The organism is Bifidobacterium eulemuris (assembly GCF_014898155.1).
GTDB lineage: Bacteria > Actinomycetota > Actinomycetes > Actinomycetales > Bifidobacteriaceae > Bifidobacterium > Bifidobacterium eulemuris.
Genome location: NZ_CP062938.1, coordinates 447,049 through 469,123 on the forward strand (window position 1 = coordinate 447,049; position 22,075 = coordinate 469,123).

Annotated in this window: 23 protein-coding genes and 1 pseudogene; 8 read left to right on the plus strand and 16 right to left on the minus strand. The window is 61.3% G+C overall.

All coding sequences use genetic code 11. The features are described 5' to 3' along the window. Window positions 1-110: 110 nt before the first annotated feature. From BE0216_RS01990 to BE0216_RS02020, 7 genes are all read right to left on the minus strand, one after another. The gene (locus BE0216_RS01990) at window positions 111-1,094 is read right to left on the minus strand and encodes a phosphatidate cytidylyltransferase (protein ID WP_094636159.1); all 984 of its coding nucleotides are present in this window, start codon (window positions 1,092-1,094) and stop codon (window positions 111-113) included. 169 nt (window positions 1,095-1,263) lie between these two features. Beyond that, window positions 1,264-1,818 (minus strand): ribosome recycling factor, encoded by a 555-nt coding sequence (frr, locus tag BE0216_RS01995; RefSeq protein WP_094636158.1) that lies wholly within the window; start codon window positions 1,816-1,818, stop codon window positions 1,264-1,266. Window positions 1,819-1,886: 68 nt separating this feature from the next. After that, entirely contained in the window at window positions 1,887-2,636 is a 750-nt protein-coding gene (gene pyrH / locus BE0216_RS02000) for a UMP kinase (protein WP_094636157.1), read from the minus strand. Window positions 2,637-2,993: 357 nt separating this feature from the next. Beyond that, window positions 2,994-3,590 (minus strand): DNA-deoxyinosine glycosylase, encoded by a 597-nt coding sequence (locus BE0216_RS02005; protein WP_226805672.1) that lies wholly within the window; start codon window positions 3,588-3,590, stop codon window positions 2,994-2,996. Between the two features lie 471 nt (window positions 3,591-4,061). After that, entirely contained in the window at window positions 4,062-4,229 is a 168-nt protein-coding gene (locus BE0216_RS12175) for a DUF4160 domain-containing protein (protein WP_404801801.1), read from the minus strand. Beyond that, on the minus strand, window positions 4,189-4,449 hold the full coding sequence (locus BE0216_RS02015) for a hypothetical protein (RefSeq protein WP_094636154.1): 261 nt from the start codon (window positions 4,447-4,449) through the stop codon (window positions 4,189-4,191). The genes BE0216_RS12175 and BE0216_RS02015 overlap by 41 nt, the downstream gene beginning before the upstream one ends. A gap of 100 nt (window positions 4,450-4,549) precedes the next feature. Next, a complete protein-coding gene (locus tag BE0216_RS02020) occupies window positions 4,550-5,272 on the minus strand; it encodes an AAA family ATPase (RefSeq protein ID WP_094636153.1) in 723 nt (240 codons plus the stop codon). A 96-nt stretch (window positions 5,273-5,368) separates the two neighbouring features. Here BE0216_RS02020 and BE0216_RS02025 point away from each other — a divergent pair. Continuing rightward, a pseudogene (locus BE0216_RS02025) lies at window positions 5,369-5,500 on the plus strand (DMT family transporter); the annotation flags it as partial. Between the two features lie 109 nt (window positions 5,501-5,609). Here BE0216_RS02025 and BE0216_RS02030 read toward each other — a convergent pair. Beyond that, window positions 5,610-6,455: a hypothetical protein gene (locus BE0216_RS02030; RefSeq protein WP_193042825.1), complete on the minus strand. Its 846-nt coding sequence runs from the start codon at window positions 6,453-6,455 to the stop codon at window positions 5,610-5,612. Window positions 6,456-6,524: 69 nt separating this feature from the next. On the opposite strand from BE0216_RS02030, the gene BE0216_RS02035 reads away from it, so the two are divergent. From BE0216_RS02035 to BE0216_RS02045, 3 genes are all read left to right on the plus strand, one after another. Next, window positions 6,525-6,851, plus strand: coding sequence for a hypothetical protein (locus BE0216_RS02035; protein WP_094636152.1), 327 nt, complete (start codon window positions 6,525-6,527; stop codon window positions 6,849-6,851). A 171-nt stretch (window positions 6,852-7,022) separates the two neighbouring features. Further along, on the plus strand, window positions 7,023-7,520 hold the full coding sequence (locus BE0216_RS02040; protein WP_094636151.1) for a nucleotidyltransferase domain-containing protein: 498 nt from the start codon (window positions 7,023-7,025) through the stop codon (window positions 7,518-7,520). 10 nt (window positions 7,521-7,530) lie between these two features. Next, the gene (locus BE0216_RS02045; RefSeq protein ID WP_094636150.1) at window positions 7,531-7,944 is read left to right on the plus strand and encodes a HepT-like ribonuclease domain-containing protein; all 414 of its coding nucleotides are present in this window, start codon (window positions 7,531-7,533) and stop codon (window positions 7,942-7,944) included. Window positions 7,945-7,991: 47 nt separating this feature from the next. On the opposite strand, the gene BE0216_RS02050 is transcribed toward BE0216_RS02045, so the two are convergent. Then, the gene (locus BE0216_RS02050; protein ID WP_094636149.1) at window positions 7,992-8,855 is read right to left on the minus strand and encodes an aminoglycoside N(3)-acetyltransferase; all 864 of its coding nucleotides are present in this window, start codon (window positions 8,853-8,855) and stop codon (window positions 7,992-7,994) included. 246 nt (window positions 8,856-9,101) lie between these two features. Between BE0216_RS02050 and BE0216_RS02055 the strand changes: the two genes are divergently transcribed. Further along, window positions 9,102-9,821, plus strand: a complete 720-nt coding sequence (locus BE0216_RS02055) for an aminoglycoside 3'-phosphotransferase (RefSeq protein ID WP_226805673.1) — start codon at window positions 9,102-9,104, stop codon at window positions 9,819-9,821. Between the two features lie 16 nt (window positions 9,822-9,837). Here BE0216_RS02055 and BE0216_RS02060 read toward each other — a convergent pair whose 3' ends face one another. Next, entirely contained in the window at window positions 9,838-10,788 is a 951-nt protein-coding gene (locus BE0216_RS02060) for a ketopantoate reductase family protein (protein ID WP_158217172.1), read from the minus strand. 94 nt (window positions 10,789-10,882) lie between these two features. On the opposite strand from BE0216_RS02060, the gene BE0216_RS02065 reads away from it, so the two are divergent. Beyond that, window positions 10,883-12,295 (plus strand): aminotransferase-like domain-containing protein, encoded by a 1,413-nt coding sequence (locus tag BE0216_RS02065; RefSeq protein ID WP_094636147.1) that lies wholly within the window; start codon window positions 10,883-10,885, stop codon window positions 12,293-12,295. Between the two features lie 92 nt (window positions 12,296-12,387). Here BE0216_RS02065 and tsf read toward each other — a convergent pair whose 3' ends face one another. The 6 genes from tsf to BE0216_RS02095 all read right to left on the minus strand — a co-directional run bounded on the left by tsf (window position 12,388) and on the right by BE0216_RS02095 (window position 18,861). Then, window positions 12,388-13,239 (minus strand): translation elongation factor Ts, encoded by an 852-nt coding sequence (tsf, locus tag BE0216_RS02070; protein WP_094636146.1) that lies wholly within the window; start codon window positions 13,237-13,239, stop codon window positions 12,388-12,390. A gap of 81 nt (window positions 13,240-13,320) precedes the next feature. Further along, complete coding sequence (gene rpsB / locus BE0216_RS02075; protein WP_094636145.1) at window positions 13,321-14,157, minus strand: 30S ribosomal protein S2; 837 nt, start codon at window positions 14,155-14,157, stop codon at window positions 13,321-13,323. Window positions 14,158-14,402: 245 nt separating this feature from the next. Then, window positions 14,403-14,888 carry a peptide deformylase gene (gene def, locus BE0216_RS02080; RefSeq protein ID WP_094636144.1) on the minus strand — a complete coding sequence of 162 codons (486 nt, stop codon included), beginning with the start codon at window positions 14,886-14,888 and terminating at the stop codon, window positions 14,403-14,405. A gap of 3 nt (window positions 14,889-14,891) precedes the next feature. Next, window positions 14,892-16,997, minus strand: a complete 2,106-nt coding sequence (locus BE0216_RS02085; protein WP_169714243.1) for an AMP-dependent synthetase/ligase — start codon at window positions 16,995-16,997, stop codon at window positions 14,892-14,894. 89 nt (window positions 16,998-17,086) lie between these two features. Beyond that, window positions 17,087-17,611: a hypothetical protein gene (locus tag BE0216_RS11920; RefSeq protein ID WP_226805674.1), complete on the minus strand. Its 525-nt coding sequence runs from the start codon at window positions 17,609-17,611 to the stop codon at window positions 17,087-17,089. Between the two features lie 125 nt (window positions 17,612-17,736). Further along, complete coding sequence (locus BE0216_RS02095; protein ID WP_094636143.1) at window positions 17,737-18,861, minus strand: GuaB3 family IMP dehydrogenase-related protein; 1,125 nt, start codon at window positions 18,859-18,861, stop codon at window positions 17,737-17,739. A gap of 139 nt (window positions 18,862-19,000) precedes the next feature. On the opposite strand from BE0216_RS02095, the gene BE0216_RS02100 reads away from it, so the two are divergent. Together BE0216_RS02100 and BE0216_RS02105 are read left to right on the plus strand one after the other, a co-directional pair. After that, on the plus strand, window positions 19,001-20,221 hold the full coding sequence (locus tag BE0216_RS02100) for an NADP-dependent isocitrate dehydrogenase (RefSeq protein WP_072726151.1): 1,221 nt from the start codon (window positions 19,001-19,003) through the stop codon (window positions 20,219-20,221). Between the two features lie 144 nt (window positions 20,222-20,365). Next, window positions 20,366-22,075: a substrate-binding domain-containing protein gene (locus tag BE0216_RS02105; protein ID WP_169714242.1), complete on the plus strand. Its 1,710-nt coding sequence runs from the start codon at window positions 20,366-20,368 to the stop codon at window positions 22,073-22,075.

Consider the following 22,075-nt stretch of genomic DNA (forward strand, 5'->3'; position numbering starts at 1 on the left):
GCGCTCGGGATACGTTGGTGATGATTATTCGTCATGCTGAGCGGAGCGTAGCGAAGTCGAAGCATCTCCGCAGGCTGACATTGGTAACTCGCGTGGAATAACGGAAACGCTCACAGACCGGTCACCCACAGCAGCGCGCACATGAAGGGCGCGCTCATCAGGATGGAATCGACGCGGTCCATCACACCGCCGTGCCCTTTGAGCAGATGGCCCATGTCTTTGAGGCCCAGATCCCTTTTGATCATGGACGCGCACAGGTCGCCGAAGGTGCCCACCGCACCCACCAGCACGCCGGCGACGATGGGAACCCACCAGCGGGTGGCCCACACGTCCGCGTCATAGGTGCAGAAGAACACGGCGAACGCGCCCACCATGGCGAACAGCATCGATCCGGCCAGTCCCTCCCAGGATTTCTTGGGGGAAATACGCGGCGAGAGTTTGTGCTTGCCCAACCATGCGCCGGCGAACAGGCCGCCGGTGTCGGAAAGCGCGGGCAGGAACACCAGCATGATCGCGTGGGCGACGGGATGCTCCCCCGGCAGCGAGATCACGATGCAGGAGGCGAGCAGCGGAATGTACAGGACGGTGAGGATGGAGACCGCCACATGCGACAGTCGGCTATGCCACTGCTCTCCCCCGTCGTGGTTGAAGGAGGATTCCAGACGCGCGCCGGCTTCGGTTTGGGAGAGTTTTCCGGCCACCGCAAGCGACAGGCGGTTGCCGAAGCTCAGTTTGGCGGTGGCGGCCAGAGAGACCAGCATCAGCGACATCAGCACGCACAACGCCGCCGCCTCGAGATGATATGGGGAGTAATAGGTGGCGAACAGGGTGACCGACGAGCACACCCACAGCATGACCACAGGAATGTGCAGGCCGACGGTGGCGAAGTCGACGCGCAGCTCCCACAAGGCGAGGATCATGAACACGACGATCAGCGCCACGAACAGGTCGATGCTGATCAGCAGACAGGCGAGGATCAATATGACAAGGGCCGCGCCGGTGGCGATCGCCTGCGGCATATTGCGTCCGGTCTTCTTGTTGATGTTGTCGAGCGTCTCCTCGGCGTTCCTCTCCAACTGTTCGTTGCGTTCCATCAGGTCCTCCAGCATCGTCAATCTGTGACCACTATAGCGTGAGGCTGGGCGTTAGCAGGATTCTTTCGTCCTGTCGCGCGCCCAGCCTCACACCTATTCGGAAGGTCCGACCCTCAAAAACCGTCAGAGGACTCGCCATCGTCCGGTTATCGAGAAAGGATGGCCTGTCTCAGACCTCCATGATCTCCTTCTGCTTGGCTTCCAGCAGCGCGTCGATCTCGTCGGTGATCTGCTTGGTGACCTTGTCGAGATCCTTGAGCAGACGGTCGCCCTCATCCTCGCCCATATCGCCGTCCTTGACGGACTTGTCGATGGTTTCCTTGGCCTTGCGGCGGATGTTGCGCACCGCCACCTTGCCGTCTTCGGCCTTGGTCTTGGCGAGCTTGACGTATTCCTTGCGACGCTCCTCGGTGAGTTCCGGCATGGTCAGGCGGATCACATTGCCGTCGCGGTTCGGACTCACGCCGAGGTCGGAGTTGCGGATCGCCTTCTCGACCGCCGCGGCCTGGGAGGCATCGAACGGGGTGACTGCGAGGGTGCGCGGTTCGGGCACGCCGATGGAGGCGACGGCCTTGATCGGCGTGGGTGAACCGTAGTAGTCCACCATGATGCCGTTGAGCAGCGCCGGGTTGGCGCGGCCGGTGCGGATGCCGGCGAAGTTGTCCTTGGTGTTTTCGATGGTTTTGGCCATCTGGTCCTTGGCCTGATCGATGAGGGTTGCCATGTGTTGCTCCTTTGTGGATGTGCGGTTCTGCTGTGAACGCTGGTTGGTTTATCTGGTGGCGGATTGGGTCATTCGGCCACGCGCGATTCGGCGGTGGAGACGAGGGTGCCGATCTCCTCGCCGACGAGGGCGCGGGTCACGTTGCCTTCGCCTTCGAGTCCGAAGACGCGGATGTGCTGCTTGTTGTCGCGGGCCATCGACAGGGCGGAGGCGTCCATGACGGCGAGATTGTCGACGAGGGCGCGGTTGTAGCTCAAGGTTTCGAAGCGTTTGGCGCTTGCATCCTTGCGCGGGTCGGCGGTGTAGACGCCATCGACGCCGTTCTTGCCCATCAGCACCTCGTCGCAGTGGATTTCGAGCGAACGCTGGATGGAGACCGTGTCGGTGGAGAAGTACGGCATACCGGCGCCGGCGCCGAAGATCACCACACGGCCCTTCTCGAGATGACGGATGGCTTTGAGCGGGATGTACGGCTCGGCGACCTGGCCCATGGTGATGGCGGTCTGCACGCGGGTGGCCTGCCCCTCCTGCTCCAGGAAATCCTGCAGCGCGAGGCAGTTCATCACCGTGCCGAGCATGCCCATGTAGTCGCCGCGGGAGCGGTCGATGCCGGCCTGCTGGAGTTCCGCGCCGCGGAAGAAGTTGCCGCCGCCGACCACGATCGCGACCTCGACTCCTTGCCGTACTGCGGGAACGATCTCCTCGGCGATGCGGCGGATCACATGCGTGTCGATACCGACCCTGCCGCCGCCGAACGCTTCGCCGGACAGTTTGAGCAGAACCCTGCGGGGCTTGTCTCCTGCGTCTTCGCCAGTCATACGTTGCCTTTCTCTTGAGGCTCAGGAATTACCGATTTCCAAGCATATCGGCTATTCGCGACGGCCGTCCGCACGACGCGCACACGACGGCTACGGCGCCGCTGCGTGTTCCACCGCATCGCCTCACCTTCCATATGCATCGATCATGGAAGCGAAATCCAAGTCCCGTCGTCTACGCGACTCCGCATCGTCAAGGCTCCAACAATCGCGATAGTCGACATCGATTTCGCCGGCAGCAAACCGGCTCAGTAGCGCGTCGCGTTCGCGGCGCAGCCGCTCGATTATCGACTCATGTTGCTCACCATATCGTTCATTGTTCCACAACCGTCCGCTTTGCCGAAAGACACGACGATCCCTTCAACGTGTTTGCGATGCCCGGTCCGTGCGGAAAGAACAATCGGCCACGAGCCGATAGGATTCGACCAGCTGGTCGAGCCGTATGGAGGCGTTGGCGGAGCTTGTCGAGGGCAGTATGGTCATCGGCAAATCTTCGTAGCCCGCTTCGATCAACGCCGGCACGCAAAGTTTTCGGTACAGTTGCCCCGCTTTGGCACCTGTGGCGAACACATGGGCGATACTCGACCGCGAGACGACGGAGGCGATGTCGTTGGGCACCGCGTTGCGGATGCTTGCGTCACTGGCGCCTGCGATGTCGCAGGAGGCGACCACATCCCACAATGCGACATGATGACTGATCGCGAACCGTCGCCGCGCCTCGACCAGCGCTTCTTCCGTCATCGCTTTGTCAGGGTCGAGGCAGGAGTCATCATCGAACACCGCCGCCATCACGGGCCAGAACCTGTTGTGCGGATGCCCGTAATAGAACCGCATCTGTCGTGATTTGGGGCTTGGCATGGATCCCAGCACCAGTACGCCCGAGTCGGCATCCCATACCGGACCGAACCCATGTTCCACATGTTCGAGCCGGTCGACAGTCAGTCGGCAACGTCCCAACGACGACTCCTTTCAATCGATTCCAAAAGTCCCAGCGACGTCTCATACAATCCGTGAATCGTTATGGTCGTCACATCGCTCATGTCTCCACACGATCGTCGCCTGGCTTAGAGCAACTGTGTCCAGTTTCGAAAAACAATTCTCGATTACCGCACGTCCTTCATAAGAGCTTTGCGCAACTGGGAAAGTTCGTTTTCGGAAACACCCCAGTTATGCACGACATGGTATGAGGGATAATCGAAAAGCACAGTGGCCAAATCAGCTTGCCGCTCACAAATCATACGATGGTTGACGGGGTTGAAATACACGTCGAACCCTTCGACATGCCCACGCGCACGCAAATCAGTCATAGAAGCGGACATAGCCGAACATCTCCTGCCATGCCATGACAATACTGGGCGAGACGGAACGAAGGAACTCTGCGATGCCGCGCAACTCCTTTGTTGTCATATCCGAACATTCTTTCTCCAACTACACATCGCCATTTTCGAGGATCCAGAATTTCGCCGCGGACGGAGATTGTCTGCCACGAGCCACGTGCACGTGAATAGGCTCGTCATTTTCATTCGCCCAAAAATAAACGAGAAAACCACTGATTCTATACAGCCCAGGCATTCCCGACTCCCCCATGCCGTGCATATTCCATAATGGATTTCATGCCTCGAACTGTACTGACAAGGAACGTCGCAGCAACACGATCATCAAACCCGTTATTCTCGACAATGCGACCTTCCGGAAGCGTCACTTCGAGATGCCTATCCCCTTTATCGAAAAATACAAGAACATTGTCATCCACAGTCACATCAGAATGCGTGACTTTAACTCCATCCCCTGTTTCGTAATAATCGAAAATACGCATGACAACCTCCTTTATCGCACATTGTACGCGACTATCCCCCAACGTGACTCATCGTTAACTCAACGTCTCATACCAGCCTCCGCCGCCTTTGGCAGGAATGCTATATCTCGTCGATAAGGTGACGGAGCAGCGACTCGCGGCGGTTGATGATCATGTCGGTGATGCGGTACGACTCGGTGTCCTCATAGGAGATGGGATGTACCCGCCCATCGTCGAACGAGAGAATCGTGGCGTTTGGCAAGGCGAGCAGCACCGGCGAATGGGTGGCGATGATGAACTGCGAACCGGCTTGCGCGAGTTCGGACAGCAACGCCAGCAACGAAAGCTGACGCTGTGGGGAAAGCGCGGCCTCGGGCTCATCCATCACACAGAGACCCGGACCGCTGAACGACTGTATCCAACTCATAAAGCTTTCGCCGTGGGATTGCTCGTGCAGTCTCGCGCGCGCATCGGACCTGCCGACGGCGTATTCACGCGCCTTGGTGGCCATGGTGAAGAAGCTCTCCGCGCGCAGGAAGTAGCTGGACTGAGTCAACGACCGTTGCCGCTCCACGAGTACCGCATCGGCCAGTTCGGACACATCGTCGTAGGTGGAGAAACGATAGTTGCGCGTACCGCCTTCCGCATTGAATCCGCAGGCGAGCGCGATCGCTTCCAGCAGCGTGGACTTACCGGATCCGTTCTCCCCCACGAAGAACGTCACCGGCACGTCGAATGTCACCTCATCAACGTCCTGTAACGCCGTGATGCCCCGCACATAGGAGCCGTCAGGCAACGCGTTCCAATCAATACGCACCCGACGTACAAACAACGGTGATCCCATGCGCCCCACCATACCTCGAACATACCGCGACGTTCAAAACGCATTGCCGCATCACCACCACACCGAGCGCGTAATGACATACACGGCGGCGAACCGTGTATGAAAAGCCTGTTCGCAGTGGGGTTCTCCGCGCTGTTCTGGGACGAGGTCATCGGATGGAATTCCATCGTCGGCTTCGCGCTGATTTTTGCTGCCGTGCTGATGAGCGTCGGCAAGCACGCCGATTAGACGATTCACAGCCTGAACATTGCACGCCCAGCTGAACATCGCAGCCGTTCCGTCTCCTTTGATTTCGCTTGTCGCGGATTTGCGACGACCAAGATGCGTATTCGCCGGACTAATGCGTCACGCACTCGGCGTTGTTTTCAGCCAGACGTTCGAGCATGGTGATCGGATGGGTGCGCTTGGAGAGGGTTTCGGTATATCGCGCGGTGACAGCGAGGAAAATCACGTACACATAGGGCATGCCGAGGTTGGTTTCGAGCAGCGAGTTGACCACCAGCGGCTTCAACGTCTCCTGCAGGCCAAGACCCGCGGAGCGGATGCCGCCGATCAACAGTCCCAATTCCCATCCGAATTGCACGAGCACGCCGATGGCGAGCAGCCAGGGGATGTTCACGCGCTGGGAGCGACGTTCGTGTGCGAGATTCCAGATGATCAAGGCCAGATATCCGACGAATAGAATAAGTGCCATCCATCCGTGATAGGCACCGGTGGTGCGTTGGATGATGATGGGATGGTCGGCTTGATCGGGTGCGAACCGCGCGACCAGCGTCTGCACGATCGGCGGCGCGCAGAACCACCATCCGAGGATGAGCAGCGACCATTCGAACAGATGGCTGTCTTTGGATATCCACAGCCAGATCCATGCGAAATTCGTAAACCCGTAGCTCATCGACATCCACAGCAGCACCCAGAACATCGATCCGCCTTCGATGCTGCGCGTGTGCAACGCGAGGTTGAAGATGCCGTAGTCGACGGCGAAATACAGCACGCCGGCGGCGAGCCCTACCAGCACCGTCATGGTTTTGCGCCGCCACAGCAGCAATCCTGCGAACACCAGCAGAAACGCGATGTCCAACCAGATATACATCGGCGCGAACTGCCGTTTCGCCACAAAGTCCGCGACCTGAGTGGTCTCAGCCGCCGCCGCTATCATCGCATTCTCATACACAACCATCATGCTATCCCGTTGGCACGCCGAGCGACAGGCACGTGCCGCAACAATAGTCGCAAGGCCAAGAGAGGTCGTATGCACGCAACATGGTCCGACCCATGGCTCTATATCGTCGTCATCATTGATTTCTATGTTGTTCCGTCGGCGATTCAGGATACCGGGAGCGGCATAGTTCTGATGCTGATTGTCATGACTCTTGTCCTGTTCGTGACTTCCATAGCGTATGGCCTGCGCCGCGGGCGGCGTTATCAGTATCCGATAATCGTCGTTCTACTGTTCATTCCAACGATATTCATCTTCTGCAATGCCAGCTCCTGGTTCCGCATCATCTCATGCGGCATCATCGCAGCGCTCGGCAACGCATTCGGCAGCCTGCTTACATGCATCTTCAGGAAAGAGTAACCACCTCGCACACCTTGTCATCACAGCGTCATTCCGTGCCAATCTGGCTCTTCGTATTTGGGAACAAGTTCCATAGGTGGATTGGGCAGAGCGAACAGCGCACCATGCCCTAAGGCGTCGCAACAGCATAATCACCCACATACCATTAGCATATAGGCTAAGATAGCGGATATGGAAAGCATTGCAGCATTAAACGAGCGGCGCGCGGCATTGGATTTCACGCAGAGCAGCGTCGCCGACGCCATGGGTGTCTCCGCGCCGGTGCTTTCCCGCGCCGTCAGAGGCAATCCGACGCAGGAATTCCTCGACCGATACAGCGACGCGCTCGACGAGCTGTCCCGCAAAACCACGCCACAACAAATCGCCGATATCGCGCGCCCAATCGCCACCAAACATTTCGTCGACGAGCTCTACCTGTTCGGATCCATGGCGAGAGGCGAGGGCACCGCACACTCAGACGTGGACCTCATCTACCGCTTCTCCCCTGAAGCCAACCCACCGATTGATTCATGGGCGTTGCGCGACGACCTCGAACAGGCGTTCGGCCGAAACGTCGATCTTGTTCGCAAAGACTATTTCACCACGCCGCTGAGCGATCGGCTTGCGGAAACACAGCGGATACTATTCGTCAACAGCGTGACCTCCAAGCCAATGTTCCGCATCATCTGAAAGAAGGAATATGGACACGGCGTATAGCGACCGAGACCTCATCCATATCATCGCCATCATTCGCGCGCTGCATGACGCACAGCGTTTCCTCGGAGACATGACGCTGGAGGAATTCGAAACCGACGACGAAAAGCAGAACGCCGTGGCCATGGCCTTCGCCCGCTGCGGCGAGCACGTCAAAAGGTTATCGGAAGAGTTCAGGCGACATGAAAGCTCCATCGAATGGCGCAAGGTGGCGGGAATGCGTGACTGGATCACCCACAATTACGATGGATTGGATTTCGAAACGCTCTACCATGCGGTGATTGACCAGGCCCCGCAGGTACTCGACGTATTACTTCCCTACGCCGATCAAGCCAGCAACGAACGCATACAGGTCGCCGACCCTTTCGACGTGCCGAACATCGATGAAACGCCACGGTAAGCGCAATCGTCAACGCTTCCGAACATAAGATAAGGACGCTTCACGAATCACGCCGAAATGAGTTCATGATCACGGGCGCGATAGTAGTCGCGGGCGGCGTCCACCAGCGTTCGGATGGGGAATGCGAGGATCTGCGCGCCGCCGACGCTCGTTCGACGGATCGCATCGCCGTGCTTGGCGAGGAAGTGTTCGCCGAATCGGGAGAAGTCCTCGTAGCGGTCGAGTTCCACGGTGTCGAAGGTGACCCATTCGACCGTGCGCTCACCGGTGACCGCGTCGATTTGACGGACCGGTGCGGTCTCTTGAATGACCGGACGCCCGATCAGCGATTCGGCGTGGTGGATGGCCGTGCAGGATTCGAAGTCGGTTCCGAGGAAAATCACCTTGCCGTCCAGTTCGCACAGTCTGGCGATGGGACTGTTCTCGCCGAACGGCATATCGTATACGCCGTTGCCGGCGGCGCCCCGCCCTTCCGCGATTCCGCACAGCCAGTCGGCGTGCGCGCCCCATGCGCTCATCGAATACAACGGATGATCGCTGCGGCGGGTGCCGGGCAGCGCACGGAAATATTCCGGGGTGCGTCCCAATCCATGCACGGGCGTGGTCGCGGCGTCGAACGCGGGCAAGGCGTTGCGCACATCATCGACCAACGCCGCATCCACCGGCGGATATCCCCAGTATTGCGGATCGGACAGGTCCAAGCTCTGCGCCGACATCATGATGTCGCCTTCGCACAGCACGTCCTTGAGCACATCGACCACGGTCTGCTCGCCGCCCGGTATGAATCCGAACGCGCTGAGTTTGGTGTGCACGAAGCATGAGTCCGTGCGCCCCAAACCCACCGCAGTCAACGCCCCGCGAAGCCGCGCCCCTGTGGTCACGGTCTCGATACAGGACTCATCCCAGGACATGGCAGGTCTCTTTTCTGAATTGGGAAAACGGTACGAAGAGAATGTATCATGCATCACCAGTCCGGAGTACGCGAACCATGAACCACGCCCGCGGATGCGACATCCATACATGTCAAGCACGCCACACATTCACCGTTGCCTTCCGAACAAGACGTTCGAACGGTTATGCTCGAGAACATGAAACGAACATCTCTTCAGCGGCCAGTCTTACCGCACTGGCTGGATGATTCGCTGGCGCATGCGCCCATGTTCGACAGCAGTTCGTCGCCCGAAGCGCGGGTGACGTTCATCGACCATGAAGACGGCTTCTTTCTGAAACGCGCGAAGTTGGGCACCCTCCAACGCGAGGCCGAACTCACGAGATTCTTCCATGAACGCGGACTCGCCGCCGAAACGCTGCGCTACGATCAGGATCCGCGTCATAGCTGCGATTGGCTGCTCACCAAGCGATTGCCCGGCGAGGATTGCACCGCATCGCAATACATGGAGCAGCCCGAACGTTTGGCCGATCTCATGGCCGAACGTCTGGCGGCCCTCCATACGATGCCGACCGACGGATGCCCGGTGCCCGACCACACAACGCGATATCTGGAACGCGCCAAAGAAGGACGGCGCATCGGACGCGTCGATCCGTCGTTCTTCACCGATATGTTCGGTCCCGCCTCACTCAGCGAAATACACCGCGTCATCGTCGAGCGCAAACATCTGCTGCATACGGACACGCTGCTCCACGGCGATTACTGCCTGCCGAACATCATTCTCGACGACTGGCGGTTCTCCGGTTTCATGGATCTTGATTCCGGCGGCGTCGGAGACCGGCATGTGGACGTGTTCTGGGCATTATGGACTCTGCGGTTCAATCTGCATACCGACCGATACGACAACCGTTTCCTCGACGCCTACGGGCGGGAGCGAGTCGATTTCGACGTTCTCCCACTGATCGCCGCCATCGAAGTGTTCGGATGACGATTGAGCCAACCGGTCACACATCGGGGGATTCGTTTACGCGCTCGTCAAGAGCGCCGGCGTTGGCTTTGTCGATGGACGTGATGATGTCGTAGACGAAACGGCATACGGGAAGATCCACGCCGTGTTCCCGCCCCATCCGCAGCGCCTCGCCCATGAACATATCGATCTCCGTCTGGTTCCCGTGCAGCACGTCCTGGACCATGCTGCACATGCCGTCCGGATCGTAATCGTCGAAGAAGCCGTCCAGATCCCGTATGTCCCGCTGGGTCAGGCCCACGTCCATCGCCTCGGCGAGGGCTACGATCTCCCGCATGACGCACTCCATCGCGTCACGGGCTTCGGGGATTCGCTGGAACCAGCGGTGCCGCCCACGGAAGATGGCCTCCACCGTGTTGCAGGCGGCGTTGAGCATGTATTTGCGCCATATCTCCAGATAGATGTCGTCGCTGATCGCGCAGGGGACGGCGTCCGCGAACAGTGCGTGCGCGTCCTTGACCCTGCCGCTGACCGTTCCGTCCTTCTCTCCTATGGCGATCTGCCCGACCGGTTTGAAGTCGACATGATTGCCCGACTTCTTCGCATTGATTTTGCTCATGCAGTAGACGACATGCCCCGCGCCGAACCGTCTCGCCAGCGTCTCCTCGCTGGATAGGCCGTTGATCAGGCTCATCAGCGTGGTGTGGCCGTCGATCTCCCGTGCGATGTCGTCCAGAATCCCTTGAAGCTGGTAGCTTTTCACCGCTACGACCAGCAGATCCGGCGCGCTCCGCCCCTCGCCTGGCGCGACCACGTTCAGCTCGTAGGATTCCCCGTTGATGACCATGCCGTCACGTTTGAGCCGCTCCGCGCGCTCCCCTGTCGCGATGACGCGCACCCGACCCGCGCCCAACGAGCGTCTTGCGGCGTAGTAGGCGACGCTGCCCTCCGCGCCGAGTCCGATGATGCTTACCGTTCGTATTGCCATGATCCACGCTCCTTTCCGCATGTCGACTGCATCATACGGTTATATTCCATACAATTAAGAACGAGAATTGTATGGATTACATTGGGAGGTCGTCATGCCGCGACACAATGCGCTGTGGGCTTCCGCGCTCTCCTGGAAGCCGGATCGAAGCAGCCTGAAACGCCCGATCTACGCGTCGCTCGCCGAACAGTTGGAACGCGACATCGCGGACGGCTCGCTCGCCCCGGGCGTGCGACTGCCGTCGCAGCGCGATCTGGCCGACTATCTGGGCATCAATTTCACCACGGTCACCCGAACCTACCGCTTATGCGAGCTGAAAGGACTGCTGTACGCGACCACCGGCAGCGGAACCTTCGTGGCACCCAACGCGGCGAGGTCGGCCACCATATCGACCGCGAACCTCGCGCGGGAAAGCATCGACCTGGGATTCGTCGGATCCTTCGAATCCTGCAACGCGATGGTCGCCGAGGCCATCGCCTCCGTGGCGAGGAACAGGCATGTCCCGCAACTGCTCGATTACGACCATCCGACGGGCATGCCGCACCATAAGGCCGCGGGCGTCGACTGGCTGCGCGGCATCGGTCTGCGAACCGACACCGACCATCTGGCTATCGTGTCGGGAACGCAGAACGGACTCGCGCTGGCGCTCATCGCCTTGTTCGACCCCGGCGACCGCATCGCCGTGGACACCTACACCTATGCGAATTTCATCGAGCTGGCGAAGACGCTCCATATCCAGCTCGCACCCGTCGCGGCGGACGACGAAGGCATGCGGGCGGATGAGCTGGAGGCGCAGCATGGACTCAACCCCGTGCAGGGCGTTTTTCTGATGCCGTCCTGCTGCAATCCCACGACGGCGATGGTCTCCGAACGACGGAAGAGGGAGTTGGCGGACGTCATCGCGAGACATCGGCTGATTCTGATCGAAGACGACATCCATGCCCTGTTCACGGCCGGCGTCGTCGCGGATTACCAAGGCCCGATGGCGCTGCTGGTTCCGGATCGGACGATATATCTGTGCGGTACTTCGAAACCGATCTGCTCCGGTCTGCGCGTCGCGTATCTCGTCTATCCGGATGAGTTCCGCGAGCGGATCCTGCAGGCACTGTTCAACGTGAACGTGAAAACATCCTCGCTGGACGCGGAGATCATCAGCGAACTGATCACCTCCGGAACGGCGAGCAAGATCATTCACCGGAAGCGCGATCTGCTGGCCGAAATGAATGCGCTGTTCCGTGGTTTCTTCCCGGATGCGCCGGATTTCGGCCATCCTCTCAGCTTCTACCGTTGGCTGCCGATAGACGACCAACGGGACGGCGCGCGGATCGAAAAGGAACTCCAGAACGCGGGAGTGCGCGTCTACCATTCCGACCGTTTTCTGTCGGGCCCGCGCCAGAAGCGGCGATATCTGCGGATAGCCCTTTCCACGGCCGGCGCACCGGAACGCCTCGCCAAAGGTCTGTCGATTCTTTCGGACTATCTGTCGGACAATCGGCCGCTTGTCTAGCACGGCCGTATGCAAAGGCCGCGCACCCGAATCGGGATGCGCGGCCGAATGCGTATGTTCAGTCAGTCATGACCGAAGACGGTGAGCCAAGCTCACTCCTCTTCGCCCTTGCCGACCTCGACGCGGGCGAAGGCCACGGCCTTGCCGCCCACTTCCTTGAACAGGTCGCCGACGGTCTTGGACGGATCCTTGACGTAGGCCTGCTCAAGCAGCACGCTCTCCTTGTAGAAGGCGTTGAGACGGCCTTCGACGATCTTGGGAACGATCTGCTCCGGCTTGCCCTCGGCGAGGGACTTCTCGGTGGCGACGCGGCGCTCGGACTCGACCACATCGGCCGGAACGTCCTCGCGGGTCAGCCACTGGGCGCCCATCGCGGAGATCTGCAGCGCGGCCTCGTGCGCGACGGCGGCGCCGGCCTTGTCGGTGGCGATCATCGCGACGATGCTCGGCGGCATCTCGGCGGACTTCTTGTGGGCGTAGACCTCGACGTGCTCGCCGGAGATCTTCGCGAACTGGCCGACCTTGACGTGCTCGCCGAACAGGGCGGCGGCCTCCTCGACGGCCTCCTTCACGGTGGCGTCGCCGACCTTGGCGGCCAGCAGCTCGTCGGCGGAGTCGGCGTTCGCCTCAACGGCGTAGCCGAGCAGCTCGTCGGTGAACTCGACGAACTTCGGGGTCTTGGCCACGAAGTCGGTTTCGGAGTTCAGCTCGACGGCGTAGCCGGTCTGGCCTTCGGCGGTCTCGACGACCTTGGAGCCGATGGTGCCTTCCTGGGCCTTGCGGCCTTCGCGCTTGCCGGCGGCGGCGATGCCCTTGGCGCGGATGATCTCCTTGGCGCGGGCGACGTCGCCTTCGGCCTCGGTGAGGGCCTTCTTGACGTCCATCATGCCGGCGCCGGTGTCTTCACGCACCTGCTTGATCAGAGCGGCGGTAATTGCTGCCATGTGTTTGTCTCCCTTGTTGAAAGTGTGATGTTCCCGTAAACCGGGAGGCGCGCGGAACACGCCTCCCATTCACGGTTGGATTCACTCGGCCTGTTCGGCCTCGGCCTCGGTGGATTCAGCTTCAGCCTCGGCGGCCTCGGCGGGAGCGGCCTGGTTCTCCAGGAGCTCCTTCTCCCAAGCGGCCATCGGCTGCTCAGCGGTCTCGCCTTCGGCCTTGGTGGCCTTGCCGGAACGCTCGATAAGACCCTCGGCGACCGCGTCAGCCATGAGGCTGGTCAGCAGTTCGATGCCGCGGATGGCGTCATCGTTCGCCGGAATCGGGTACTCGACGGCTTCCGGATCGGTGTTGGTGTCGACGATGGCGACGACCGGGATGCCCAGCTTGTGGGCTTCCTCGACGGCCAGCGCCTCCTTGTTGATGTCGACGACGAACATCGCGGACGGCGTGCGGGTCATGTTGCGGATACCGCCCAGCTGCTTGTTGAGCTTGTCCTTCTCGCGCTCGAGCAGCAGCAGCTCCTTCTTGGTCAGGCCGGAGCCGCGCACGTCGGAGAAGTCCATCTCCTCAAGTTCCTTGAGGCGGTTGACGCGCTTGGACACGGTCTGGAAGTTGGTCAGCATGCCGCCGAGCCAACGCTCGGAGACGTAGGGCATGTTCACACGGACGGCCTGGTTGGAAACGGCCTCCTGGGCCTGCTTCTTGGTGCCGACGAAGAGCACGGTGCCGTTGTGGGCCACGGTGGTCTTGATGAAGTCGTACGCCTTGTCGATCATGTCGAGCGACTTGAACAGGTTGATGATGTGGATGCCGTTGCGCTGGGTGAGGATGAACTGCTTCATCTTCGGGTTCCAGCGGCGGGTCTGATGGCCGAAGTGCAGGCCGGCCTTCAGCATGTCGCTCATAGCGATCTGAGCCATGGTAATGCTACCTTTCATTGTCGGTTCTTGCCTGGCCATGCGCACCTGCGTGCAGCGTCGCCCCCTCTCGGGAGGTCAGCCGACCGACACAGGCCGTCGCGGACATGGCGCGATATGCGTGCGTGCCGGTAGGGATCAGTTGGGTGGCCCCGAACGCCTGCGACCGCGCCCGGAAACCGGGGTGGCACACACAAACTCTTAGGATAGCATAAGACCCCGCCGTTTGGCGGGGTCTTCGCGGAAGTTCACTTGGCGTGTTCGCGCATGTATTTGAGCGCGGCGCGACGCTCCTCCTTCTCCAGTCGGTCGAGGTAGACATGGCCGTCGAGATGGTCGCATTCATGCTGGAGCATACGGCCCATCAGTCCATGCCCTTCGAGCACGACCGGCTTGCCGTCGAGGTCGATGCCGCGCACGCGCGCATAGTCGGCACGGCGGGTTTTGTACCACAGGCCGGGCACGGACAGACATCCCTCGTCGCCGTACTGCTCGCCGCTGGTCTCCTCGATCACCGGGTTGAGCACATAGCCCACCTTGCCGTCGATATTGTAGGAGAAGGCGCGCAGGTTCACACCGATCTGGTTGGCGGACAGACCGGCCCGACCAGGATCGTCCACGGTTTCGACGAGATCGTCGACCAGGCGGCGCACGGCCGGGGTGATCTCCTTGATCTCGTCGCAGGGCGTGCGCAGCACGGGATCGGGTACGACACGAATCTCACGGATTGCCAAAACTCACTGCTCCTCGTTGGTCGCGCCGGCCGCGTCGTCGGCGGCGGGCATGTCGTCAGCTCCACCGGCGGCCGGGGCGTCATCGTCCGCCTCGAAACCGTCCGGCTGCTGCTTTTTGATCTTCTCCGACACGGTAGCAAGCGAATCCGACACGCTGGCGCGCGTGCGCTCGTACGCCTGACGCATCTTCGGGCTCATGTTCTCCGAGGCCTGTTTGACCGATTCGCTCATCTGCTGCACCGTCTCCGTGGTGCGGTCGATGATCCGGGCGGTGGCCGGCACCGGCCTTGAGGAAGCCTTGGGCGCGTACAGCTCGTTCTCGATCAGATCGGCGTAGCGCGCGAGCACCTTCGGACGGACCATCTTCATACTTGGCGTCAGCGTGCCGGACTCCTGAGTGAATTCCTCATCGAGAATGACGAATTTACGCACCGATTCGGCGCGGGACACATTCGCATTCGCCTGGTCGATGTACTGCTGGATGAACGCGCGCACCGCGTCGCTTTGCGCGACTTCGGCCATCGACATATCCGCGTTGAGACCTTGCGAGCCCAGCCATGAGCGCGTCATCTCGTCGTCAAGCTCGACTAGCGCCGCGATGAACGGCTTGCCGTCGCCCACGACGACCGTGTGGGAGACGATCGGGCAGGTGTTGATCACATCCTCCATAGGCGCGGGGCTGACGTTCTTGCCGCCCGCGGTGATGATGATGTCCTTCTTACGGCCGGTGATGGCCACGAAACCGTTCTCGTCGATGGTGCCCAAATCGCCGGAGCGGATCCATCCGTCCTCGGTCATGGCGGCGGCGGTGAGTTCGGGTTGCTTGTAGTAGCCGAGGAACACGTTGGGACCGGTGAGCAGCAGCTCGTCGTCCTCGCCGAGACGCACGCCCATGCCCGGCCCCGGCTTGCCGACGGAACCGACCACGTTGTCGTCCTCCCAGTTGACGAGCATCGGAGCGGCCGTCTCGGTCATACCGTAGCCCTGAATGAACGTGATGTCGTCCATGCCGTTGAAGAAATGCGCCAGATCGGCGTTGAGCGGAGCGCCGCCGCAGGCCAGATACCTGAGGTTCGGCCCCAGGGCGGAGCGCACCGACGTGCCGACGGTCTGCATGTAGAACATATGCTTGAGCCGGGCGACGAGGGAATGTCCGGCACCCGACTGCTCCTCCTTCGACCATTGGACGAAATGCGCGAACGCCTGGGCGAAGATACGGCCCTTGATGCCGGCGCCGGCCTTCTGCGATGCGGCGTTGTAGACCTTCTCGAACACGCGCGGCACGCCGAGCAGATAGGTCGGTTTGAAGGAGCGCAGGTCGGCGAGCAGATGCTTGGCGCTGGGCACGTATCCCACCACGCCGTGCCCACCGATGGCCACGTACTGGATGTAGCGCGCGAAGCAGTGCGCCAGCGGCAGGAACAGCAGCAGACGGTTCGGCTGGTAGAGCACGTTGTTGAGGATCTCATAGCCGTTGTGGACGATATGGGTGAAGTTGCGGTGCGAGAGCATCGCCCCTTTCGGCTTGCCCGTGGAACCGGAGGTGTACACGATGGTGGACATGTCGTCCGCTTTGACGCGCGCGATGGCGCGGTCGAGCTCGCCGTCGTCCACCCGTTCGCCGAAATCGGCCACCGCGTCGAGTCCGTCCGCCTTGAAGTTGAACACGTATTTGAGATGCTCGCGGTCGACCCTGATCTGTTCGAGGGTCTGGGCGTGGTCATAGTCGCCGGCGAACGCGATCAGCGGCGTGGTGTCGTCGATGATGGAGGCGGCCTGTTTCGCTGAATCGGTTTCGTAGATCGGGACGCTCACCGCTCCGATGGCAGCGCAGGCGAAATCGACCACGCCCCACTCGTAGCAGGTGGCCGAGTAGATGGCCACCATGCTGCCGGGCTTGGCGCCCAGCCCCATCAGGCCTTTGGCGACGGCGCGCACACGCTCAAGCATCTGCCCTGCGGTCACATCCCGCCAACGGCGGGTCTCCTCATCCTGCCACTGGGCGATAAGATCGTCCGGATCCGCACCGGCCCGGTTGGCCAGCAGGGCGAAAATCGTGTCTTCCTCGGTGGTGACGTACCGGGGATCGGAGATATATTCACGCAACATACGCACCACTATAGGCCGGACACGGATATCGGCGGCGCATGGCCGCGCCGCCGATATCCCTGCCCACGCGGGCGGGAGACCACACCGACTCAGCCAAGGTCGGCGTATGTGCACATCCATCGGGAGCCGATGATCTTCAATTTCATATTCGCCAGATACGAGTCACGGCCGATGGTCAGCTGCACGGCCGTCTCCAAGGTGTCGTCACTGATCAGCATGCCGGTGATCCAGTGCGGGACGGCGGGAAGGTAGCAGAACCTCGCCTTCAACTCGGGATGGGTGAGCATATGGGTGTCGACCAGATAGGCCATGGTCTGCAGACGGTCTATGCACTGCGAGGTCAGGGCCCGGTGCAGATGCTCGACGTTGATCTTGCCTCGCACCGCATCCGTCGCATAGCAGGCGATGCGGCACGACGACATAGCCAACGAATGGCATTCGGCGTCGTTCGGACCTCCATGGAAGGTGCGGGCGATATGGTATTTCACCGGCCTTTCGGACAGTTCGGTGACGATGAATCCGTCGCTTGCAGGGATGGGCCGGCGTTCGCGAACGGGCAGAATCCCGCTGATATCGTTATCGTTCTGGCTGGAGTCATGGTTGTACTGACGCACGGGTTCTTTCCCTTCTCTGCTCAAGGCCGTCATCGTCGGCGGCTATGCATCAGCACAACACAATAGGAGCGTCCAGTCAAGCCGACCGGACGCTCCTGTGCATAAGTGGATAACTGTGGATAACTTCAGCGTATGGAGTTGGGGTTCACCACCATGCCGCAACGCTGGAAGTTCTTCACGTCGACGTATCCCGTCGAGGCCATCGCGCGGCGCAGCGCGCCGACGAAGTTGGTGGTGCCGTCCGCCACATGGCTGGGGCCGAACAGGATCTGCTCCAGCGAACCAACCGTGCCCACCGTGGTGCGGTAGCCGCGTGGCAGGGTCTGATGGCGGGCTTCCGCGCCCCAATGCGTGCCTTGGCCCGGAGCTTCGGCCGCACGGGCGAGCGGCGCGCCCAGCATCACGGCGTCCGCGCCCAACGCCAGCGCTTTGACGAAGCTGCCGGAGTCGCCCATGCCGCCATCGGCGATGACCTGCACGTAGCGGCCGCCGGACTCGTCCATATAGTCGCGGCGGGCCTCGGCGACGTCGGCGATCGCGGTGGCCATCGGCGCCTGCACGCCGATGGTCTGGCGCGTGGCGGATACGGCGCCGCCGCCGAAGCCGACCAGCACGCCGGCCGCGCCGGTGCGCATCAGATGCAGCGCGGCGGTGTAGTTGGCGGCGCCGCCCACGATCACCGGCACGTCGAGATCGTAGATGAACTTCTTCAGATTCAACGGCTCATGCCCCATCGACACATGCTCGGCGGACACCACGGTGCCGCGGATCACGAACAGGTCGACGCCCGCCTCGACCACGGTTGAATAGAACTGCTGGGTGCGCTGCGGGGAGAGCGCGCCGGCCACCGTGACGCCGGCGTCGCGGATCTCATGCAGGCGACGGGTGATGAGCTCCGCCTTGATCGGCTCCGCGTAGATCTCCTGGATGCGCGCGGTGGCGCGTTCCGCCGGCAGATTCGCGATTTCGTCCAGCAGCGGGGTCGGATCGTCGTAACGGGTCCACAGGCCTTCGAGGTCGAGCACGCCGAGCGCGCCGAGACGCCCCATGGCGATGGCAGTCGCCGGACTCGTCACCGAATCCATGGGAGCGCCGATCACCGGCACGTCGAACTCATAGGCGTCGATCTGCCATGAGGTCGACACATCCTCGCTGTCGCGCGTGCGACGGGAGGGAACGATGGCCACATCATCCAACGAATACGCGAGACGGGCCTTTTTGCCCAAACCGATTTCAATTTCCTGAGACATGGCTTCTAGGCTAATGCGCGGCGCAGACGGGGACAAGTCCGCGTCGAAGGTGTCCACATAGCCGAACGCGGGCACGTTCCGTTTACAAACATGCGCTATGAATAGCCCTAAGACCCCACGCACCCATAGAGGAGGAAGCATGGCCAAAATCAAGGTCGAAGGCACGGTCGTCGAACTCGACGGCGACGAAATGACCCGCGTCATCTGGAAGGACATCAAGGACCGTCTGATTCTGCCCTATCTCGATGTGGATCTGGAATACTACGATCTGGGCATCGAGAACCGCGACGCCACCGACGACCAGGTGACGATCGATTCGGCCGAGGCCATCAAGAAGCATCATGTGGGCGTCAAATGCGCCACCATCACGCCCGACGAGGCGCGAGTCAAGGAATTCGGCCTCAAGAAGATGTGGAAGTCCCCCAACGGCACCATCCGCAACATCCTCGGCGGCACGATCTTCCGCGAGCCGATCGTGATGAGCAACGTGCCGCGTCTGGTGCCCGGCTGGACCAAGCCGATCGTCGTGGCCCGCCACGCCTTCGGCGACCAGTACAAGGCCACCGACTTCAAGGTGCCGGGGGCGGGCCGCCTCACCGTCACCTTCACCCCCGATGACGGCTCCGAGCCGATCGAGCACGTGGTCTACGACTATCCCGCCGAAGGCGGCGTGGCCCAGGTGCAGTACAACGTGAACGAGTCCATCCGCGGCTTCGCGCGCGCCTGCTTCAACTACGGTCTGCTGCGCCACTACCCGGTGTACCTCTCCACGAAGAACACGATCCTCAAGGCCTACGACGGCCAATTCAAGGACATCTTCGCCGAAGTCTTCGAAACCGAGTACAAGCAGCGCTTCGAGGCCGAAGGACTGACCTACGAGCACCGCCTCATCGACGATATGGTCGCCAGCTCGCTCAAGTGGAGCGGCGGATACGTGTGGGCCTGCAAGAACTACGACGGCGACGTGCAGTCCGACACGGTGGCCCAAGGCTTCGGCTCGCTCGGCCTGATGACCTCCGTGCTCATGACCCCGGACGGACAGACCGTCGAGGCCGAGGCCGCGCACGGCACCGTGACCCGCCACTACCGCCGTTGGCAGGCCGGCGAGAAGACCTCCACCAACCCGATCGCCTCCATTTTCGCTTGGACCGGCGGCCTGCGCCACCGCGCCAAGCTCGACGGCACCCCCGAGGTCGCGCATTTCGCCGACACGCTGGAGCAGGTGATCGTCTCCACCGTCGAATCCGGCCGTATGACCAAGGATCTGGCCACGCTGATCGGCCCCGACCAGGCATGGCTCGACACCGACGGATTCATGAACGCGCTGGACGAGGAGCTCGCGAAGGCGCTCGCCGCGTAGTCTCCCCTGCCACATCCTGAATTCAGGCCCGAATATCCCGTGAGAACACCCGGATATTCGGGCCTTTTGCATACTCCAGCGACTACAATCGGCAAGCAGCATCGCAAGGAACCGACAAGCCCTTTCGGAAAGGACCCTCCCCACATGACCACGCGCAATTCCTCGTTCGCAGCACGTCTCACCGCGCTTATGGCGGCGGCCGGCCTGCTTGTCGGGTTGGGGGCGTGCTCTTCGGCGGACAACGGACAATCCGAGGATCCCGATTCGTCAAGCACCACGGTCTCCACCGGGGCGAAGGACGGCGCCGTCGCCATCTTCACCCCATCGGACGGCATCACCATCTCCCAACACACCCCATTGAACAAGTGGGCGAAGCTGGTACCGGAGATCACCGACGCGCTGGAGGCCGAGGGCATGTCCGGCGACCATATCGAATCCTTCACCTCCGATTCGCTGGATCGGCAGAGCCGTACCGTGCAGGATTACGTGGTCGACCATCTCTCCGCGACGGACGAGGACGACATCGAGGCGCAGCACACCACGCTGCTGGTGGCGCCGGTGGTTCAGACCGATGATTCCACCAGACAATACGGCGATTACATCCGTCAGGAACTGGCGCACGACGACGAGAACGACGAGAACACGGCCGACGATGCCGACGCCTCCGACACGTCCGACACGTCCGACACCGGTTCGGCGGACGATGGTGATTCGTCCGCCGATGCCTCCGAGGGAACGTCCGAAGCCGATGGGACGGATTCCACCGAAGACGCCGAGGATTCCGAAGCCGAGCGAATCGTCGAGGAAAACCGTCAGGCCGCCGACAGGCTGGTGTCCGCGCTGCGTCTCGCCCAGGATTCCGGCATGCATGTGGTACTGATGGCCAGCACCATCGAAGGCTACTCCCCTGACGCGTTCGTCTCATTCAGCGACGCGCGGTCCATAGGGCAGCTGCAGGCGGAGAAAATGGTGACCAAACTCGAGCTCGACAAGGTCAGTGAGGACAATCCCAAATACGTCGAGGTGATGCTGCCCTACGATCCGCAGTCCTCTTCGGCTGACACCGATGATGCGGCCAGTGCCGATGACGCCGACACATCCGCCTCCTTCGCTCAAGAGGCCTTCGCCGGCATCTGGAGCGTGTTGGGACCGTATTTCGAGTCCGGCGTGCTGCGCAGCCCGTCGGGCATTCTCACCGCGTCGACCACCGCCGACGATTGGAGGCTGGTCGCCTATGACGCCTCCGAGGACGACGCGACCGGCAGCGAGCTCGCCAACCGTTTGGATGTGGAGAACAGCGATTCCGGACACACCCGCATCGACGGCGTGATCGCCATGAACGACTATGTGGCCTCCGATGTGATCGATGAGCTGGAGGCGCTGGGCTATACCGGTTCCGCCGCGGATATCAATCCGTCGATCACCATTTCCGGCATCGTCGACAACATCACCGGCAAGAAGGACCTGGCCCGCGAAGCCGTGCCCGATCCCATCAAAGCCCCCGATACCGACGGCACGGACGCCGATACGCAGGACGAGGCGGAACGCGACGCGCAGTGGCCGTTGGTCACCGGCTATGGCGCGTATGTGGACAGCATGCCGGATCTGGTCAGTGGCAAGCAGTGGATGACCGGTCTGGAGGACCGCAAGGCGTTGGCAGAGGCCACCGCCCAGGCCTGCGTGCGGCTGAACACCGGAACGACTTTGGACGATATGGAATCGGTAAGCACCACAACCATCGCGGGTAAGGAAACGCCGACCATCAGCGAGGCTTTGCTGGCGGTCAGCGCTTCCAATCTCAAGGCCGAGCTCATCACGCCCGGCTATATCACCATGGCCGAAGCCGGTTTATAG

Bases quoted from the DNA above. Each gene is read 5' to 3' on its own strand.
- rpsB (WP_094636145.1), bottom strand. From the start codon at position 14,157: ATGGCTCAGATCGCTATGAGCGACATGCTGAAGGCCGGCCTGCACTTC.
- BE0216_RS12175 (WP_404801801.1), bottom strand. From the start codon at position 4,229: ATGCACGGCATGGGGGAGTCGGGAATGCCTGGGCTGTATAGAATCAGT.
- BE0216_RS02015 (WP_094636154.1), bottom strand. From the start codon at position 4,449: ATGCGTATTTTCGATTATTACGAAACAGGGGATGGAGTTAAAGTCACG.
- BE0216_RS02060 (WP_158217172.1), bottom strand. From the start codon at position 10,788: ATGGCAATACGAACGGTAAGCATCATCGGACTCGGCGCGGAGGGCAGC.
- frr (WP_094636158.1), bottom strand. From the start codon at position 1,818: ATGGCAACCCTCATCGATCAGGCCAAGGACCAGATGGCCAAAACCATC.
- BE0216_RS02085 (WP_169714243.1), bottom strand. From the start codon at position 16,997: ATGTTGCGTGAATATATCTCCGATCCCCGGTACGTCACCACCGAGGAA.
- BE0216_RS02100 (WP_072726151.1), top strand. From the start codon at position 19,001: ATGGCCAAAATCAAGGTCGAAGGCACGGTCGTCGAACTCGACGGCGAC.
- BE0216_RS02050 (WP_094636149.1), bottom strand. From the start codon at position 8,855: ATGTCCTGGGATGAGTCCTGTATCGAGACCGTGACCACAGGGGCGCGG.
- BE0216_RS02035 (WP_094636152.1), top strand. From the start codon at position 6,525: ATGCACGCAACATGGTCCGACCCATGGCTCTATATCGTCGTCATCATT.
- BE0216_RS02055 (WP_226805673.1), top strand. From the start codon at position 9,102: ATGTTCGACAGCAGTTCGTCGCCCGAAGCGCGGGTGACGTTCATCGAC.
- BE0216_RS02095 (WP_094636143.1), bottom strand. From the start codon at position 18,861: ATGTCTCAGGAAATTGAAATCGGTTTGGGCAAAAAGGCCCGTCTCGCG.
- tsf (WP_094636146.1), bottom strand. From the start codon at position 13,239: ATGGCAGCAATTACCGCCGCTCTGATCAAGCAGGTGCGTGAAGACACC.
- BE0216_RS01990 (WP_094636159.1), bottom strand. From the start codon at position 1,094: ATGGAACGCAACGAACAGTTGGAGAGGAACGCCGAGGAGACGCTCGAC.
- BE0216_RS02020 (WP_094636153.1), bottom strand. From the start codon at position 5,272: ATGGGATCACCGTTGTTTGTACGTCGGGTGCGTATTGATTGGAACGCG.
- BE0216_RS02065 (WP_094636147.1), top strand. From the start codon at position 10,883: ATGCCGCGACACAATGCGCTGTGGGCTTCCGCGCTCTCCTGGAAGCCG.
- BE0216_RS02030 (WP_193042825.1), bottom strand. From the start codon at position 6,455: ATGATGGTTGTGTATGAGAATGCGATGATAGCGGCGGCGGCTGAGACC.
- BE0216_RS02105 (WP_169714242.1), top strand. From the start codon at position 20,366: ATGACCACGCGCAATTCCTCGTTCGCAGCACGTCTCACCGCGCTTATG.
- BE0216_RS02040 (WP_094636151.1), top strand. From the start codon at position 7,023: ATGGAAAGCATTGCAGCATTAAACGAGCGGCGCGCGGCATTGGATTTC.
- BE0216_RS02045 (WP_094636150.1), top strand. From the start codon at position 7,531: ATGGACACGGCGTATAGCGACCGAGACCTCATCCATATCATCGCCATC.
- pyrH (WP_094636157.1), bottom strand. From the start codon at position 2,636: ATGACTGGCGAAGACGCAGGAGACAAGCCCCGCAGGGTTCTGCTCAAA.